Origin of the sequence: Herminiimonas aquatilis, assembly GCF_042665175.1 — a bacterium.
Lineage (GTDB): Bacteria > Pseudomonadota > Gammaproteobacteria > Burkholderiales > Burkholderiaceae_D > Oxalicibacterium > Oxalicibacterium aquatilis.
The window spans coordinates 127,067-144,668 of record NZ_JBHTCC010000003.1; the positions used below are offsets into that span (position 1 = coordinate 127,067).

A 17,602-nucleotide genomic window follows, 5' to 3' on the forward strand; every position below is an offset into this window, starting at 1 on the left:
TGTGATTCCAGGGATGCTGTGCGTAGCGATGCTGCAGTTGCGCGAAAGCCTACACTGTCATATTATGCCGTCCCGCTTGCGAGTTAGGCATCCGGTGGAATACTGTCACCAAATTAAGACTCGTTTTCCCCTTGCGAAATGCGTGGCATAGTGGAATTTGAATCGATTTAATCGACAACGTGTGGGACACAAGGTAGCAAAAATCAAACGGAATTCAAGTCTGCAGTAGAGCATTTCATCAATGCTATACTGCCGCAAAAATGTGCATTTTATCAAAAAGAAGTATGACAAAGTGTTTTGGCGACATAGTCGCCTCAGCGCCTGGATTTGCAGATACGGGTTGTAGGCCAGATGTATAAAGCCTGGCAACAAAAATCTTGCAGCAAATTCCTGGCCAAAACAGATAACCATTCATGAGTGCCCTGAAGATCTACAACACGCTGGCGCGTGAAAAGCAGTTGTTTACTCCGATTGATCCGGGCAAAGTCCGGATGTACGTGTGCGGCATGACGGTGTACGACTATTGTCACATCGGACACGCGCGCGTCATGGTGGTATTCGATCTGGTCCAGCGCTGGTTGCGCACTTCAGGTTACGAAGTGACTTACGTTCGCAATATTACTGATATTGATGACAAGATCATCAAGCGTGCAGCGGAAAATGGCGAGTCGATTTCAACGCTGACGCAACGTTTTATCGATGCAATGGATGAAGACGCTACCGCACTTGGTGTGCAAAAGCCGGATCACGAACCGCGCGCGACCAACTACGTGCCGCAAATGCTGGGCTTGATTGAAACGCTGGAGCGCAACGGCCTTGCGTATAAATCATCGGATGGCGATGTTAATTACTCGGTGCGCGATTTTTCCGGTTACGGCAAGCTGTCGGGCAAGTCGCTCGACGATTTGCGCGCCGGTGAACGCGTCGATGTTAATACCGGGAAGCGCGATCCGCTGGACTTCGTATTGTGGAAATCATCGAAAGAATCCGAGCCTGAAGAAGTCAAGTGGTCATCCAAATGGGGGAGTGGTCGTCCCGGCTGGCATATAGAATGTTCGGCAATGGCTTGCGATCTATTGGGTGAGCAATTCGACATTCACGGCGGCGGTGCAGATTTGCAATTCCCGCATCATGAAAACGAAATTGCACAATCAGAAGGGGCGAGCAAGCATACGTTCGTCAACTACTGGATGCATAACGGTTTCGTGCGTGTGGATAATGAAAAAATGTCCAAGTCCTTGGGCAATTTTTTCACGATACGCGAAGTGCTGGAAAAATTTGATCACGAAGTTGTACGCTTCTTTATACTGCGTGCGCATTACCGTAGTCAGTTGAATTATTCCGATGCACATCTGGATGATGCGCGAAATGCATTGACGCGCATGTATACAGCGTTGAAAGAGGTGGCGCCTGACGATCTGCCTTTGGATATGACGGAAACACACGCAGCGCGCTTTGCAGATGCGATGAATGATGACTTCAATACTCCGTTGGCAATTGCCGTTTTGTTTGAATTGGCAAATGAAATCAATAAAAATAAATCCGCCGTATTGGCGCGCCAGTTAGTCAAACTCGCTGGTATAGTCGGTCTTTTGCAGCGCCCGCCGCAGGAATTTTTACATGCCGGATTGGCAAGTACGGAAGACGGTGGCGCTCTGGAAACATTTGTTACCGAGCAAATTGCCGCACGCGTACATGCTAAAAAAGAAAAGAATTTTGCCGAGGCTGATCGCATTCGCGCGGGCTTGCTGGAAAAGGGCATCATTCTTGAAGATAAATCTGGCGGTTTGACCGAATGGCGAAGGGCTTAAGCTGGATGGTAAAGATGATTGCTGCTGATGAAACGCGCCTCCTGCCAGTTTACTGGGAGGAGGCGAAGGCCGAGCTGATGAAGCGCGACCGCATCATGCGCAAGCTGATTCCCCAGTTTGGCGACTTGCATCTGGTTGGCCGCAACGAACCTTTTTCGACGCTGGCACGCTCCATCATCAGCCAGCAGATTTCTGTAAAATCCGCAGATAGCGTTTGGCAACGCTTCCTCGAAGTGTGTCCAAAATGTACGCCAGCCCAGGTAATCAAGGCCGGCGACAAGCTCGCCAGCTGTGGTTTATCCAAGCGAAAATCAGAGTACATCCTCGATCTGGCCGATCATTTCAAGGCAAAACGTGTCAATTGTGACAAGTGGGCCGAGATGGCGGATGAAGACGTTATTGCCGATTTGATTCAAATTCGTGGCATCGGACGCTGGACAGCGGAGATGTTTTTGATATTTAATCTGCTCCGGCCGAATATATTACCGTTGGACGATCTTGGTTTGCTGGCTGGCATCAGTCGCAACTACTTTTCGGGCGAGCCGGTTTCTCGTAGTGACGCGCGCGAAGTCGCAGCGAATTGGGAGCCGTATCGCACAGTGGCAACCTGGTATCTGTGGCGCAGTCTGGACGCAGTACCAGCAACAAATTAAACATATACGAAATCCACCTCGTGTTGATCAGAAGGAGGCACGATGAGTAAAACGACTTTCCTGGGCTTTGAACAGCCGATTGCAGAACTCGATTCCAAGATCGAAGAGCTGCGCTTTGTACAAGACGATTCCGCAGTCGATATCTCGGAGGAGATTGATCGCCTGTCAAAGAAGAGCCAGCAGCTGACCAAGGATATCTACGCCAAGCTCACGCCTTGGCAGGTGTCGCAGATTGCACGTCATCCACAGCGTCCATACACCATGGACTATGTGAATGAAATTTTTACCGACTTCCATGAATTGCATGGCGATCGCAGCTATGCGGACGATTTGTCTATCGTAGGCGGTCTGGCTCGCTTTAACGGCATGCCTTGCATGGTCATTGGCCATCAAAAAGGGCGCGATACCAAAGAACGCAGCTTGCGTAATTTCGGTATGCCAAAGCCGGAGGGCTATCGCAAGGCGATGCGCCTGATGAAGCTGGCAGAAAAATTCGGTTTGCCGGTATTCACCTTTGTTGATACGCCTGGTGCATTCCCGGGCATTGACGCAGAAGAACGTGGTCAGTCGGAAGCGATTGGGCACAATCTCTACGTAATGGCAGAACTCAAAGTTCCGCTGATTGCAACCATCATCGGCGAAGGCGGCTCTGGCGGTGCGTTGGCGATTGCAGTTGGTGATGCGGTCCTGATGTTGCAATACTCGACTTATTCGGTGATTTCGCCAGAAGGTTGTGCATCGATTCTGTGGAAATCCGCAGAGCGCGCATCCGATGCAGCAGAAGCCTTGGGTCTGACAGCACATCGCTTGAAGGCGATGGGCTTGATCGACAAGATCATCAATGAACCACTGGGCGGCGCGCATCGCGATCCGAAACAGATGGCAGCATTGGTCAAACGTGCATTGGCGGATACCGTGCGTCAATTCCAGGGTATGAAAACCAAGGATCTGCTGGCAGCACGTCATGAAAAACTGATGAGCTACGGTAAATTCAAAGAGATTACTACACCGGAATGAGCCTTGACCACTAAAGACATTGCGGCAACGCAAAGTGAATGTGAACGCGCGTTAGGGGAAATCCGGACGCGCGTTTCTCTTTCCGGATCTGCTCCACAAAAGATCGCCATCGCTTACAGCGGCGGGCTGGATTCGGCCGCCTTGCTGCATCTGTTGCATGCGTACGCAGCGCAGCATGAACTTGAATTGTTTGCCTTCCATGTTCATCATGGATTGAGTCCGAATGCCGATCAATGGCTGCTGCATTGTCAGCAGCTATGCGCCAATTTGAACGTTGTATTTGATGTACGGCGTGTGCAGATAGCGAATCAGGAAAAGAGCGGTGTCGAGGAAGCGGCGCGCCATAGTCGCTATGCGGCCTTGGGTGATATGTGTCGCGCGCATGATGTACCTTTATTGCTGACTGCACACCATCAGGACGATCAGGCAGAAACCGTACTGCTGCAATTGTTGCGCGGTTCCGGTGTCGCAGGGTTGTCGGGGATGGATAGTGCCAATCATGCCGCGGATTTACTTGGTGATGCGACTTTGCTGATGGGCAGGCCGCTGCTGCAACTGACGCGTGCCGATTTGGAAAAAGTCGTCGCCCAGAATGCAATCGCTTTTGTCGAAGATGAATCCAATCTTGATCCACGCTACGCGCGCAATGCCCTGCGCCATCAGGTGATGCCGACGCTGGCACAACATTTCCCCGGCTTCCAGCAACGCTTTGCACGCACCGCGCAGCATGCACAATCGGCGCAGCGCTTGCTGGTCGAACTGGCTGCGCAGGATTTGAAGGTCTGTCTGGATGGCGAATGTCTGGATATCACCAAGCTGAAAAATTTTAGCGCTGATCGCATCGATAACATGTTGCGCTACTGGTTTGGCGTACGCGGTGTACGCATGCCATCGACATCCTGGCTCAATGAAATGCGGTCGCAACTGCTAGAAGCCAAACACGATGCCCAATTGTGCGTGACGCATGCGGATTGTCATATTCGGCGTCATCGCGACCGCGTCTTCATTACGCCGAAGCTGGCCCCTGAAACACTGGAGCAGCCACCGCCACCTTTTGAATGGAAGGGCGAAGCTGCGATTCATTTTTCGGAGTTCAGTGGCACCTTATATTTTGAAACGGCAGAGCAGGGCATAGCTGCCGACTGGTTGCGTTCACAGCTTTTGATGCTTCAATTGCGTAGCGGTGGCGAGCGCTTGAAACCGGCATGGAATCGCCCGACCAAAAGCCTGAAATACCATTATCAGGCGTGCGATGTTCCCGCATGGGAGCGCGAACGCCTGCCGTTGGTCTTTGCCGGCAAGCAATTATTGTTCGCGGCAGGAATCGGCATGGATTGCCACCAAATCAGTAGCGAAGCCGGTCCGCATATCCAATTTCGTTGGCAATTCGATTAGCGGCAATACCGTCTGCTCGCATTTTTGGTTACTTTGGTAAGCAGAAAGTGGCTGGTAGCCTTGTCGGCCTTGTCATTCTGCGCCGCAAGCTGTAAAGTCGTGGGTTAATTTTTCCAGCTTACTTCTTTTTTCAAGAGCGTTTTTCTATCCTTATGGCTTTAATCGTTCACAAATACGGCGGCACGTCGATGGGCTCTACCGAGCGCATCAAGAATGTCGCCAAACGCGTTGCCAAATGGCATGACGCTGGGTATCAAATCGTCGTAGTACCGTCGGCCATGTCTGGCGAAACGAATCGCTTGATCGGCCTAGCTAAAGAGTTGATGCCGCAACCAAATCCGCGCGAACTCGATATGCTGGCCTCGACTGGTGAGCAGGTTTCCGTTGCCTTGCTGGCCATGGCCTTGCAAGCTATCGGCAAGGAAGCGGTGTCCTATGCAGGTTGGCAGGTTGCGATCAAGACCGACTCCGCTTTTACCAAGGCGCGTATTCAATCGATAGATGACGTAAAGGTCAAAAAAGATCTTGATGCGGGTCGCATCGTTATCATCACCGGTTTCCAGGGGGTCGACGATGACGGTAATATCGCGACGCTGGGACGTGGCGGCTCTGACACTTCGGCCGTTGCCGTGGCGGTCGCGTTGCAGGCACAGGAATGCTTGATTTACACCGACGTCGACGGTGTGTACACGACCGATCCGCGTGTTGTGTCAGAAGCGCGTCGCCTGAATACTGTTACGTTTGAAGAGATGCTCGAAATGGCGTCGCTCGGTTCGAAAGTGCTGCAGATTCGCTCCGTCGAATTTGCCGGCAACTACAAGATGCCGACGCGCGTACTGTCGTCGCTGACCGACCCTTTGATGTCGCTGGAAGAAGAAGCAAAATCCGGCACCCTGATTTCGTTTGAGGAAGATACAAATATGGAACAAGCCGCTATCACCGGTATTGCATTCAATCGCGATGAAGCGAAGATCACTGTGTTGGGTGTGCCTGATCGTCCGGGCATTGCTTACCAAATCCTCGGCCCGATTGCTGCAGCAAATGTGGAAGTCGACATGATTATTCAAAATCAATCAGTCGACGGCAAAACTGATTTTACCTTCACTGTCCCGCGCAGCGAGTATGCAAAGGCGGTCGATGTATTGAATGACAGCGTCAAGGCACATATTGGAGCCGCCAGCATTCAAGGCGACACCAAGGTATCGAAAGTATCAGTCGTTGGCGTCGGTATGCGCAGCCACGTTGGCATCGCTTCGCAAATGTTCCGTACCTTGTCGGAAGAGGGTATCAATATTCAGATGATCTCGACCTCTGAAATCAAGATATCTGTTTTGATCGATGAAAAATACATGGAACTGGCAGTGCGCGCATTGCATAAGACCTTTGATCTGGAAAAAAACAATTAAGTCATATTTTGATGGCACAGTTTGGTTGACCAGACATGCCTGAAAAGCTATGATACTGAACCTTGCAGTAGCGGGCAGTATAAAGCTACTGAAGTAATGTGGAGGCGTGGCCGAGTGGTCGAAGGCACTTCCCTGCTAAGGAAGCATACGGGCTTAAACCTGTATCGTGGGTTCGACTCCCACCGCCTCCTCCAAAAGATTAGAAGCCCTTGATGAAAATCAAGGGCTTTTTTCTTTGGTCGAATTGGAACAAGTCACTTTTACTGGAACAACGCATTTTGAACACGAAAAGAAGCAAGCGCTGGAACGGCAGCATGGATACGCTGGCGGTGGAGTATTTGAATGGTGTGGTTGCGCAAATGCTGGCCTATGGCGAACGCGTGCAATTCAGTTTGATCAGTGGGCAGAAACCGAACTACCAGGTCACGAATGCCTTTGATAAAAAGATGGCTTTCGATGGGAATAACCATTTGATGCACCCGCAAGAAGACGAGTTCGCGGGCAGCAATGCCACTAGTGTATTGACGCTGGAGCAGATCAGGGCGGCGATTGCTGGTGTGGGGATTAAAAAGACGGTAGGTACGCGCACCGCGCGTGTCAGCTCACGCAGTAGTGCCGGTAGCAGCCCTGCAGCCGCCAAGGTCGGGGATTTGATCGATATTCAGAAATATGAGTACTTCAAAAACAACATCCAAAAACTGCCCGAAGGTATTCGCGAATACTCACAGGACATTAGCAAGCTGATGAAGAGTGGCATGTCGGCCGAAGCTGCCTTTGGTGAGATCGTTCAACAATACTTCTGAAGATGATCATAATGGACTGGAGTCATCGGTTCCATGCATAAAAAAGCCCGCAAATGATTGCGGGCTTTTTATTTAGATCCATGTAAATGCGTCAAATTCTTCCGATTGAAGATTGACCTAAAGACGGCTATACCCGATATATTTTTTCACCTGTCTGAACGATCTTGAATTTGGCATCGGAGAGAGGGTCCAAGGCGCGGCCATCTGCGAGCTTGTAGGTTTTACTGCCTGGCGTTCCCTCATCCGTTGTTTCTACCGGGGTTTGAAAAACTTCCACATGGTAACCAGCCCCTGTTTTTCCTTTGGCGTCGAATTTTTCTACCAAATCCATAAGAGTCTCCTTTAGGTTGAGGATGGGATATCCGATCTCACAATAGCAGATTTTGTCGCTCATTTTGGCATCCGTTTATTGAAGTGTGAAATCCACAATGACGATCAGAAGAAGGTTGTTACTGTTGTAAAAATAAAGAGTTTCAATTTTGTTAATTAATTTTCTATTTATGAATTTACTGCCACTACCGGTTTGCGCAGAGGCTTAAGGTTTATTGATATGTATCAGCTTCGATACAAGCCACACATAACCTGGATACATTTTCTGAGCATCATGCGTTTGCACGAGAAAAATCGAGCGATGAGAGGCTGCGAACAGAAAATATGCAAATTAATGAAATTATTTTGGCTGAACCCTAAAGTTTCGGGAATGCTGACCGTTATCAATCTTAGATAACGGCATAAAAATATTTTAAATTTATTTTGCTTGAACCCTAAAGTTCTACAAAAGCGTGCCGTTAAAGAGACAAGAGGCTGATAAAAAGAAGTTTTTCCTGCCTTTTTATCAAATATTTTTAAGAATTTTGGTTAATAAAAATACATAAGAATTATTCTTCCAAGCTGTTTTTGGAAAAACTTTTGGGTTGGCAATAAATGCTCAGAAGTAATACACAAGCCATTCTCCGCTCAATTTCATGTTGAGCGTATCGTATGCTGGTCGACGTTTGTAGGACAAACGCCTACCGGCCTATTGTCGTATTCTCTGTATAAAAATACCGAGTAGTGCCTATTTCAGGCAATTGTTTCCCGAATCAGAATGGCTTCACTGGCTAGCAAATGTGGCCAAAGACATTCACAGGTAAGGGGATTCACATGACAAATAACGACATCATTGCAGAAATTCGTGACGCTAATCTGGGTTACCTGATGCTGGCGCAACAAATGATCCGTGCCGACAAGGCAACTGCAATCTTCCGCCTGGGCATCAGCACTGAAATCGCTGATTTGATCGAAGGCATGAACAATGCTCAAATTTTGAAATTGGCGGGAGCTAACATGATGTTAGCCCGATTTCGATTCGACGATGGCGCCATCCTTGGAATGCTGACCAATTACAACAAAGACCGTTCACTGGCGCATTCACATGCTGCGATCTTGATGGCGGGCCAAGCCGTTGAGCAAATAGCTTAAAGTAAACAGTTGCTGTCTTAGCTCCATCGATCAAATTGCTGTAAGTCTTCTGAAGAGCGCGAATATGGCCAAGAAAAGTGTTGTGACAGAGTCCCAAGAGATTCAGCTCGCCATAGAATTGATTAATCTCGGCGCGAGGTTGCAGTTGCTGGAGTCGGAAACATCACTTTCACGCGAACGTTTATTAAAACTTTATAAAGAGTTGCGTGGCGTTTCCCCGCCAAAAGGTATGTTGCCATTTTCGACCGACTGGTTTATTACTTGGCAACCGAATATTCATTCTTCACTTTTTATCGGCATTTATAAATATCTGGTTGAGCATGCACAGATCGTTGGTATTCACGCGATAATGAAAGCTTACAAGCTGTATCTGGAGCAGGTTGATGTCGGTGAAGATGGGGAGCCTGTCCTCTCTTTGACGCGCGCCTGGACCTTGGTCCGATTTTTCGATAGTAAAATGCTGGCGACGGCATGCTGTAGTGAGTGTAGTGGTCATTTTGTGGTGCATCGCCTGGATTTGAATGCAAATTACACTTGCGGTTTGTGCCATATGCCGTCCAGAGCCGGTAAAACCAAACGAGCCAAAATGGACGCGGCATTATTGGTGGCGTGACTGGATGGTTTAACTTCTGCAAAGAGTGTCTGAGTGAAGATTGTGCGGCGCTCCGGCGCAAAACCGGCGTCGCCTGAATCAAGAAATTTTCTTCAATTGCCCGCAGTGCGGGCTCTTCTTCTTCAAATTCTTTCTTTCTTCATTGTTTTGCTTCTCGCCCGAAGTTTGGGGGCGATGCTTGGCATAACCTTGCATATCCTGCTTATTGCCTGTCTTCAGGGGACGATCGCAGCCGGTTTCTCCTATTGGCGTGGTCTGGCTTCCTGGTGGTTAGCGATTCAGTTTTTCTTCCCTGTTATTTTAGTTTTCGGTTTGTTCTTGCAACTGCCGCCGACTCTTTTTCTGTGCGCTTTCGTAATTCTTCTTTTTCTTTACTGGAGTACTTTTCGTACGCAGGTTCCTTTTTACCCCTCGAATCTGGCGACCTGGAATGCAGTATCTGATCTGCTTCCCAAGGATAAAAGTGTTCGTTTGATTGATATTGGCAGTGGTTTGGGCGGCTTGGTATTGGATTTATCGAAACGCCGTCCGGACAGCTATTTTCTTGGCATCGAAATAGCACCGCTACCGTGGCTCATAAGCTGGCTTCGTGCATGGCTCATGCGGAGTAAAGCATGTTTCACGCGAGGAGATTATGGTCGTTTGAATTTCGCGGAATACGACGTTGTGTTTGCGTATTTATCGCCTGCAGCGATGCCTGCCTTGTGGGAAAAAGCGCGTGCTGAAATGCGATCCGGTTCCATGCTGTTGAGTTATGAATTTCCGATTCCAGATGCCCAACCTGCATTCATGGTTTCACCTGCTCTAAATCAGCCGAAAATTTATGGTTGGCGAATGTAAAGTCGTTGGTTATTTTGTGGGACGTCGCCATTCAAGTTCCTGCGATTAAAGCCGTTGAAAGGCATATAGTCATGCCGAAAAAATCGAGCCGAATGCATCACTCAAAAAAACAGCTCATCATCGCGGTTGCATAATGGCAATTGTTGAGGCAATAATGGCATCCTGAAACCAAAAATCGGAGCACACGCTTGTTAGTTATCATTGGATATGTTGTCGTCCTCGCATCGGTTTTTGGCGGGTTTGTCTTGGCAGGTGGGCATTTGCACTCGCTGTTTCAACCGGTCGAGTTATTGATGATCGGCGGTGCAGCGACTGGTGCATTTTTTGTTGGGAATAACGGTAAAGCGATCAAAGCAACACTAAAGGCATTGCCTAGTGTTCTCAAAGGTTCCAAATATACGAAATCTTTGTATATGGAATTGATGACTCTGTTGTTTGAAATTCTCACCAAGGTGCGCAAGGAAGGCTTGATGTCGATTGAGGGCGACATCGATGTGCCTGAAGAAAGCGCCATCTTCAGCAAGTATCCGGCCGTCCTGGCGGATCACCATATTATTGAATTCATCACCGATTATTTGCGATTGATGGTGTCCGGGAACATGGATGCATTCCAGATCGAAAATCTGATGGATAACGAAATCGATACTCATCATGCCGAAGGTGAAATTCCTGTGCATTGCATCGCGAAGCTGGGCGACGGTTTTCCAGCTTTCGGTATTGTGGCGGCGGTGATGGGCGTAGTGCATACGATGGCGTCTGTGGGTTTGCCACCGGCGGAGTTGGGTATTCTGATCGCGAATGCGCTGGTTGGTACCTTCCTGGGTATTTTGTTGGCGTACGGTTTTGTGTCGCCGATCTCCAGCGTCCTTGAGCAAAAATTGCATGAGTCTTCAAAAGTATTTCAATGCATCAAGGTCACCTTGCTGGCAAGCTTGAATGGTTATGCGCCCGCACTTGCAGTTGAGTTTGGCCGCAAAGTCTTGTTTTCGACAGAGCGTCCTTCCTTTAACGAACTGGAAGAGCACATCAAGCAATCGAAAACAAAATAAACAGATTCTAAATACATAAGAACCAAAGAATATAGAAGAACCTAACGGAGACTTACATGGCTGACGAAGGACTCCGTCCCATTATCGTAAAACGCATCAAGAAATCCGGGGGCGGCCATCACGGCGGCGCCTGGAAAATCGCCTACGCCGATTTTGTGACTGCGATGATGGCGTTCTTTTTGTTGATGTGGTTGCTGGGCTCTACGTCCAAAGGCGATCTGCAGGGTATTTCTGATTATTTCTCCAATCCCGTCAAAGTGGCGATGGCGGGCGGTTCTGGTAGCGGTGATGCAACCAGCGTGATCAAGGGCGGCGGCAAGGACATGACACGCGTCAATGGTCAGCAAAAACAAGGCGAGAGTACTGCCCCCTCTAAGAAAAGCGACCTGAAAGCTGCGGCAGCCGAACTTGAGCGGCAAGAGACAGAGCGGCTTAAATCCCTGAAGGCGCGGATTGAAGAGGCAATTGATGCCAATCCCAGCTTGCGTCAATACAAAAATCAACTTTTGCTTGATATAACCTCGGAAGGTCTGCGCATTCAGATCGTGGATGAAAAGAACCGGCCCATGTTCGCCTTATCCAAGGCTGAACTGCAGCCGTACACTAAAATTATTCTGCACGAGATTGCCAAGACGCTTAATGACATTCCCAATCGAATCAGCTTGTCCGGGCATACCGATGCAACTCCATATTCCAGTGGTGAAAAAAGTTATAGTAATTGGGAGCTTTCTTCCGATCGCGCCAATGCATCGCGCCGGGAGTTGATTGCGGGCGGTATGGCCGATTCAAAAATGTTGCGCGTTGTTGGTCTGTCTTCTGCAGTGTTATTTGATCCCACAGATCCACTAAGTCCAATTAACCGCCGCATCAGTATTATCGTGATGAACAAAAAAACAGAAGATTCCATCACCAAAGAAAATAGGACAGTCGAGGTTAAGGATGAAGAAACGGCAAAAGAGACAGTAGAAAAAGGTGTCAATATATCCGGCATCGTCCAGCCGGCACCTATCGTGACAGCGGTAGCGGCACCTGTGCCAGCGACTGTTTCAACTGCTGTTGCAACGTCGACTAGGCCTACAGCCAATGCAACAGCAACTGCGGCTGCCGCTGCCGCTGCCGCAGCTGCGGCTGCAGGTAGATAAAACAACGGCAAATAAACGAAATAATGACTGGGTATTTCCCATGACAATAAATAATTCGTTAGCGTCGCAACTCACTGATCTTTTGTCTGGTCTGGCGGATCACGGCAGTCAACATCTGACTGAAATCGAAACAGATCTGGTGCAAACTAATGCTCTTCTCGCGGAAGCGATCGAAAAGCTGAGTGCCAGCTTCATGGCAATTCATGCCGCCGTTACCGAGCAACAGAAAATGGTCGATGCGCTATCGGATGGCACGCTTGTGTCTCCCGAGGCGACACTGGCACTGAAAGCCAAATCGATGCAAATCGATCAACACGTGAATGCTGCGGTGACCGGTTTGCAGTTTCAGGATATGACCAATCAATTAATTGGGCGCACGGTGCGTCGTGTGGTTGGATTTCGTGATGTGCTTGAAGTAGCTGGCGCCAGCAGTATTGCCATTCCCGCCGATGCGAGCAACGATCAGTTGTGTGGCGTACTTAACCATATCAATGAAACCCTGAAGAAGGAAAGTCTGGATCTGGAAAAAGAATTATGGAAGGCCGTATGTCAGACGCATATGGAAAGTGGAGATATTGAGTTGTTTTGATTCGTAGAAAAAATTTGGATTAGCGGGTTTAATAACCTGAAACGTGTATTAGCAGGAGTGAAAATGGCAAAGACAATATTGGCAGTCGACGATTCTGGTTCATTGCGGCAGATGGTGGTCTTCAGCCTGCGTGCCGCAGGCTATCAGGTCACCGAGGCCGTGGATGGGCAGGATGGACTGGACAAGGCGCAGGCACAAATTTTTGACCTGGTGTTGACCGATCAAAATATGCCGCGCATGGACGGTTTTTCGTTGATTCGTGCATTGCGTGCATTGCCGACCTATCAGAAGGTGCCAATTCTAATGCTGACGACAGAATCCAGCGATGAAATGAAAGCCAAGGGACGTGCAGCAGGGGCAAATGGTTGGTTGGTCAAGCCGTTTGATCCGCAACGTTTGACCGAGGTTGTGAAAAAAGTCATCGGCTGAAAAGCGATGAGTGTAAGCATCATTATGAGCACACACAACGGAGTGGAATAATGACCATCGATATGAGTCAGTTCTTCCAGGTGTTTTTCGACGAGACCGAAGAACTGCTGGCTGAGATGGAAAAATTGTTGTTGGCGGTTGACGTATCGGCTCCTGATGCGGAGGACCTGAACGCGATTTTTCGTGCTGCCCACTCCATCAAGGGCGGTGCTGCCACGTTTGGCATCACCGATCTGACCGAAGTCACGCACGTGCTGGAAACCTTGCTCGATAAAATACGCAAGGGTGAAATGGCCTTGGTGCCGGAACACGTTGATGCTTTTTTGTCTGCAAAAGATATTTTAAAAATGCAGCTTGATGGTCACAGGCTGCATACGCCCGTCGATCTCGATGCGGTCTCTGAAGTTCGTCTGCGGCTGGAAGCCTTGTCGCAAGAGGAGGTAGCCGCCGCGCCAAAAGCAATCCCTGCAGCAGACTTTAATACTGCTCCTCTTTCAGCCAGGACAGATCGGCGTTTTCGCATTGAACTTCCACAGGTGCCGCTGCGCGATGTGGAAGCGCTTGCCGCAGAACTTGGTTTGCTCGGTGATATCAGCCAGGATGTATTACCGGATCAACGCGCATACTTCATTCTGAGCACGCACGAAGGTCCGGACGACATTGTTGCCATCTGTTCTTTTATTCTTGACCCGCAAGACCTCAAGATTACGGAAGAGTCCGTGCCAGTGTCGGCCGGGACGAAATTGTCTATTGACGAGCGTAGCCAAGCCGAGGCGGAACAGGGGTTTGGGTTCTTTGAGCCATTGCATTCGGCCATTGCGACCAAGGACCAGGAAAATGCACAAGGTTACGGTTTTTTCGCACCGTTCGTGCCTCTCGATATTGCTGCGCCTGTGGCAAGCAAGGCTACCGATTCTGAAGAAGATGAGGCGGATGATTCGCATCACGTCGTTGTCGCAGCCGATAAAAAACCAGTTGTGAAGCGCGAAGCCGATAAAGTCGCAAACAGTGCCGAATCTTCTTCAATTCGCGTTGGTATAGAAAAAGTCGATCAACTGATCAATCTCGTTGGTGAGTTGGTCATCACGCAAGCAATGATCGAACAGCGCACCGATTCGCTTGACCCAATGCTGCATGAGCGCTTGTTGAACAGTGTCTCGCAACTGACGCGGAATACGCGTGATTTGCAGGAGGCCGTAATGTCCATCCGTATGATGCCGATGGATTATGTTTTTTCACGCTTCCCACGCATGGTACGAGATCTCGCAGCCAAACTGGGCAAGAAGGTTGATTTCGTTACGCACGGTGCAGCTACTGAGCTTGACAAGGGCTTGATCGAGCGCATCGTTGATCCTTTGACACATCTGGTGCGCAACAGTATCGATCACGGCATCGAGATGCCGGACGTACGTGCAGCGGCAGGTAAAGCACCGGCCGGACAACTTTCACTTTCGGCCGGTCATCAGGGCGGGAATATCATCATTGAGGTGAGCGATGACGGTGGTGGTCTTAACCGTGACAGAATTCTCGCCAAGGCCAAGCAACAAGGCATGGAAGTTTCCGACGACATGCCGGATGAAGAAGTCTGGCAATTGATTTTTGCACCGGGTTTTTCGACAGCGGAAGCGGTGACGGATGTGTCCGGCCGTGGTGTTGGCATGGATGTAGTGAAACGAAATATTACTGCGATGGGTGGCGTGGTTGATATTCGCTCCAGCAAAGGTTTTGGCACGACCATATCGATTTCATTACCTTTGACTCTGGCTATTCTTGACGGCATGTCGATCAAGGTTGGGGACGAAATCTACATACTGCCGTTGGGTTATGTAGTGGAATCTCTGCAGCCTGATCCAGAGGATGTAAAGGAGATCAGCGGGCAGGGCAAGGTGGTCAAGGTGCGTGGCGATTACCTGCCTTTGATACCTTTGTACAAAATGTTTGAAATTGAGCCACGCTTTATTGATCCATCTGAAGGGATAGTAGTTATTCTTGAGTCGGAAGGGCGTAAAGCAGCGTTATTCATCGATGAACTGGTCGGACAACAGCAAGTCGTTGTCAAAAATCTGGAATCGAATTATCGCAAGGTGGCGGGCATATCCGGCGCTACCATTCTGGGCGATGGCGGTGTATCGTTGATCATCGATGTAGCAGCATTATTGCGTTCAAGTCGCCAATTGAACGATGAATCCATTTATTCCTGAAGAGGAGAATTTCCATGATTCACAATGTAAAAGACAATACGACGGGTGCTGAAACTGGCAATGAATTTCTGGCTTTCACGTTGGGTAAGGAAGAATACGGTATTGATATTTTGAAGGTGCAGGAAATTCGTGGTTACGAAGCTGTGACTCGGATTGCGAATGCCCCTGAATTCGTTAAGGGTGTGGTCAATCTGCGCGGCATCATCGTACCTATCGTTGACATGCGTATCAAATTCAATCTGGGTGAGCCGACCTATGATCAATTCACCGTTGTCATTATCCTGAATATCAGCGGACGTGTGGTTGGCATGGTGGTGGATAGCGTTTCTGATGTGATCACCTTGTCGCCAGAACAGATCAAGCCGGCGCCAGAAATGGGGACTGCGTTCAATACCGATTATCTGATTGGCTTAGGCACACTGGATGAGCGCATGCTGATTCTTGTTGATATCGACAAATTGATGTCTAGTGAAGAAATGGGATTGATTGAAAAAATTGCAGCATAGGCTGCAAACGTATTGGATTCGCAAGATTCAGATTCGTAGCGGTTCAGTTGCGAGGCGTCAAACAGGATTCAAGTTGTCGTAGTTCAGAAATCGACTGTGTAAAACAGCGGATGAAATTTTGGGAGATGGCATATCCGGTACTAACGATATGCCCAAGGTGAAAAGGAAATCAGCAGTATGAAACCGAATTCTCAAGCAAGATCAGAAGGCTCCAAAGAGTTCGAGTTTACGGCACGTGATTTTGAACGGGTACGTACGCTGATTTATAAAAAGGCAGGCATTGCCCTGGCCGAGAGTAAGCAGGAAATGGTCTACAGCCGTTTGGCGCGACGTTTGCGTGCGACCGGAATTGGATCTTTTGTCACTTATCTCGACAAGCTGGAGCAGGGTGGCGATGCGGAAGAATGGGAGGCGTTCACGAATGCCTTGACGACCAATCTCACCTCGTTTTTTCGCGAAGCGCATCATTTTCCGATTCTTGCCGAACATCTGAAAAAGTTAAAAGAACCTATCGAAATATGGTGCTCTGCCGCCTCTACTGGCGAGGAGCCCTATTCAATCGCGATGACCGCCTGCGAGGCATTCAATACCTTGACGCCACCGGTGCGAATCATTGCGACCGACATCGATACCAATGTATTGAACACGGGCGCCAATGGCGTCTATTCGATAGACCGCCTCGACAAGATGTCGCCCGAACGGGCCAAGAAATTTTTTCTGCGTGGTAAAGGTGAGCGAGAAGGCTTGGTCCGCGTACGTCCCGAGTTGCGCCAGTTGATCACTTTCAAGCAGGTCAACCTGTTGTCTGACAACTGGGGTATCAACACGCAATTCGACGTTATATTTTGTCGCAATGTGATGATTTATTTTGACAAGCCAACGCAGGGAAAAATACTGGATCGCTTCGCGCCGCTGATGAAGCCAGACGCCTTATTGTTCGCGGGTCATTCAGAGAATTTCCTGTACGTGTGTGATGCGTTCAAGTTGCGTGGAAAAACCGTCTACGAACTCGATCCGGAAAAAAAAGCACGCGCGCAACTACGTCGCGCATGAGATAGAACTTATGAATGAATTAACCAAAGAACATTTCGCCACGAATGTCTACTACGATCGGACATTCGATCGTGACGCGGCAAAAATTCTGCCAGGTGAGTATTACTACACCAGCAAGGATATGTTGATCGTTACGGTGCTTGGTTCGTGTGTCTCAGCATGCATACGCGATCGCGTCACAGGCGTGGGAGGCATGAATCATTTCATGTTGCCGGATGGCGGCAGCGATGCAGATAGCCCGATTTCCGCATCGGCACGCTACGGTACATACGCCATGGAAATTTTGATCAATGATTTGTTGAAGGCGGGTGCGAAACGCGAAAATCTCGAAGCCAAGGTATTCGGTGGCGGTGCCGTGCTACGCGGATTTTCATCCATGAATGTGGGCGAACGCAATGCCCAGTTTGTGCGTGATTTTCTCAAGGTCGAGAATATACGCGTAGTCGCGGAAGATTTGAATGACATCCATCCGCGCAAGGTTTATTACTTTCCGCGTAGCGGCAAGGTATTGGTCAAAAAATTGAAACAATTGAATAACAATACGCTGGTCAATCGCGAACAGGATTACGCCAATCGCTTGCAGACAAATAATGTCGCGGGTGATATCGAGTTGTTTTCCTGATTCGATTTGACT

The 17,602-nt window shown here is 49.0% G+C and carries 18 protein-coding genes and 1 tRNA gene; 18 read left to right on the top strand and 1 reads right to left on the bottom strand.

Annotation, left to right across the window (positions count from 1 at the left end):
• Positions 1–413: 413 nt before the first annotated feature.
• The 7 genes from cysS (at position 414) to ACFQO0_RS13080 (ending at position 7,085) form a co-directional block, all read left to right on the top strand.
• Positions 414–1,811, top strand: a complete 1,398-nt coding sequence (gene cysS, locus ACFQO0_RS13050; RefSeq protein WP_382235315.1) for a cysteine--tRNA ligase — start codon at positions 414–416, stop codon at positions 1,809–1,811.
• 5 nt (positions 1,812–1,816) lie between these two features.
• A complete protein-coding gene (locus ACFQO0_RS13055; RefSeq protein WP_382235922.1) occupies positions 1,817–2,464 on the top strand; it encodes a DNA-3-methyladenine glycosylase family protein in 648 nt (215 codons plus the stop codon).
• A gap of 42 nt (positions 2,465–2,506) precedes the next feature.
• Entirely contained in the window at positions 2,507–3,481 is a 975-nt protein-coding gene (locus ACFQO0_RS13060; protein WP_382235317.1) for an acetyl-CoA carboxylase carboxyltransferase subunit alpha, read from the top strand.
• 3 nt (positions 3,482–3,484) lie between these two features.
• Complete coding sequence (tilS, locus tag ACFQO0_RS13065) at positions 3,485–4,876, top strand: tRNA lysidine(34) synthetase TilS (protein WP_382235319.1); 1,392 nt, start codon at positions 3,485–3,487, stop codon at positions 4,874–4,876.
• 152 nt (positions 4,877–5,028) lie between these two features.
• Positions 5,029–6,282 carry an aspartate kinase gene (locus ACFQO0_RS13070; RefSeq protein ID WP_382235321.1) on the top strand — a complete coding sequence of 418 codons (1,254 nt, stop codon included), beginning with the start codon at positions 5,029–5,031 and terminating at the stop codon, positions 6,280–6,282.
• Between the two features lie 100 nt (positions 6,283–6,382).
• Positions 6,383–6,476, top strand: a tRNA-Ser gene (locus ACFQO0_RS13075).
• 84 nt (positions 6,477–6,560) lie between these two features.
• Positions 6,561–7,085 (top strand): hypothetical protein, encoded by a 525-nt coding sequence (locus ACFQO0_RS13080; RefSeq protein WP_382235323.1) that lies wholly within the window; start codon positions 6,561–6,563, stop codon positions 7,083–7,085.
• Between the two features lie 127 nt (positions 7,086–7,212).
• Here ACFQO0_RS13080 and ACFQO0_RS13085 read toward each other — a convergent pair whose 3' ends face one another.
• Positions 7,213–7,479 carry a hypothetical protein gene (locus ACFQO0_RS13085; RefSeq protein WP_382235325.1) on the bottom strand — a complete coding sequence of 89 codons (267 nt, stop codon included), beginning with the start codon at positions 7,477–7,479 and terminating at the stop codon, positions 7,213–7,215.
• Positions 7,480–8,228: 749 nt separating this feature from the next.
• Here ACFQO0_RS13085 and flhD point away from each other — a divergent pair.
• The 11 genes from flhD to cheD all read left to right on the top strand — a co-directional run bounded on the left by flhD (position 8,229) and on the right by cheD (position 17,590).
• Positions 8,229–8,546: a flagellar transcriptional regulator FlhD gene (flhD, locus tag ACFQO0_RS13090; RefSeq protein ID WP_382235327.1), complete on the top strand. Its 318-nt coding sequence runs from the start codon at positions 8,229–8,231 to the stop codon at positions 8,544–8,546.
• Positions 8,547–8,610: 64 nt separating this feature from the next.
• Complete coding sequence (gene flhC, locus ACFQO0_RS13095; RefSeq protein WP_382235329.1) at positions 8,611–9,159, top strand: flagellar transcriptional regulator FlhC; 549 nt, start codon at positions 8,611–8,613, stop codon at positions 9,157–9,159.
• Positions 9,160–9,192: 33 nt separating this feature from the next.
• Positions 9,193–9,999: a class I SAM-dependent methyltransferase gene (locus tag ACFQO0_RS13100; protein ID WP_382235331.1), complete on the top strand. Its 807-nt coding sequence runs from the start codon at positions 9,193–9,195 to the stop codon at positions 9,997–9,999.
• Positions 10,000–10,187: 188 nt separating this feature from the next.
• Positions 10,188–11,048: a flagellar motor stator protein MotA gene (gene motA / locus ACFQO0_RS13105; protein ID WP_382235333.1), complete on the top strand. Its 861-nt coding sequence runs from the start codon at positions 10,188–10,190 to the stop codon at positions 11,046–11,048.
• Positions 11,049–11,104: 56 nt separating this feature from the next.
• Positions 11,105–12,190, top strand: coding sequence for a flagellar motor protein MotB (motB, locus tag ACFQO0_RS13110; protein ID WP_382235335.1), 1,086 nt, complete (start codon positions 11,105–11,107; stop codon positions 12,188–12,190).
• 40 nt (positions 12,191–12,230) lie between these two features.
• On the top strand, positions 12,231–12,779 hold the full coding sequence (locus ACFQO0_RS13115; RefSeq protein ID WP_382235337.1) for a chemotaxis protein: 549 nt from the start codon (positions 12,231–12,233) through the stop codon (positions 12,777–12,779).
• A gap of 63 nt (positions 12,780–12,842) precedes the next feature.
• Positions 12,843–13,208: a response regulator gene (locus tag ACFQO0_RS13120; RefSeq protein ID WP_382235339.1), complete on the top strand. Its 366-nt coding sequence runs from the start codon at positions 12,843–12,845 to the stop codon at positions 13,206–13,208.
• Between the two features lie 50 nt (positions 13,209–13,258).
• Positions 13,259–15,409 (top strand): chemotaxis protein CheA, encoded by a 2,151-nt coding sequence (gene cheA, locus ACFQO0_RS13125; RefSeq protein ID WP_382235341.1) that lies wholly within the window; start codon positions 13,259–13,261, stop codon positions 15,407–15,409.
• Positions 15,410–15,423: 14 nt separating this feature from the next.
• Complete coding sequence (locus ACFQO0_RS13130) at positions 15,424–15,915, top strand: chemotaxis protein CheW (protein WP_304931824.1); 492 nt, start codon at positions 15,424–15,426, stop codon at positions 15,913–15,915.
• A gap of 177 nt (positions 15,916–16,092) precedes the next feature.
• Complete coding sequence (locus ACFQO0_RS13135) at positions 16,093–16,968, top strand: CheR family methyltransferase (RefSeq protein WP_382235343.1); 876 nt, start codon at positions 16,093–16,095, stop codon at positions 16,966–16,968.
• Between the two features lie 10 nt (positions 16,969–16,978).
• Positions 16,979–17,590 (top strand): chemoreceptor glutamine deamidase CheD, encoded by a 612-nt coding sequence (gene cheD / locus ACFQO0_RS13140; protein WP_382235345.1) that lies wholly within the window; start codon positions 16,979–16,981, stop codon positions 17,588–17,590.
• The last annotated feature ends 12 nt before the right edge of the window (positions 17,591–17,602 follow it).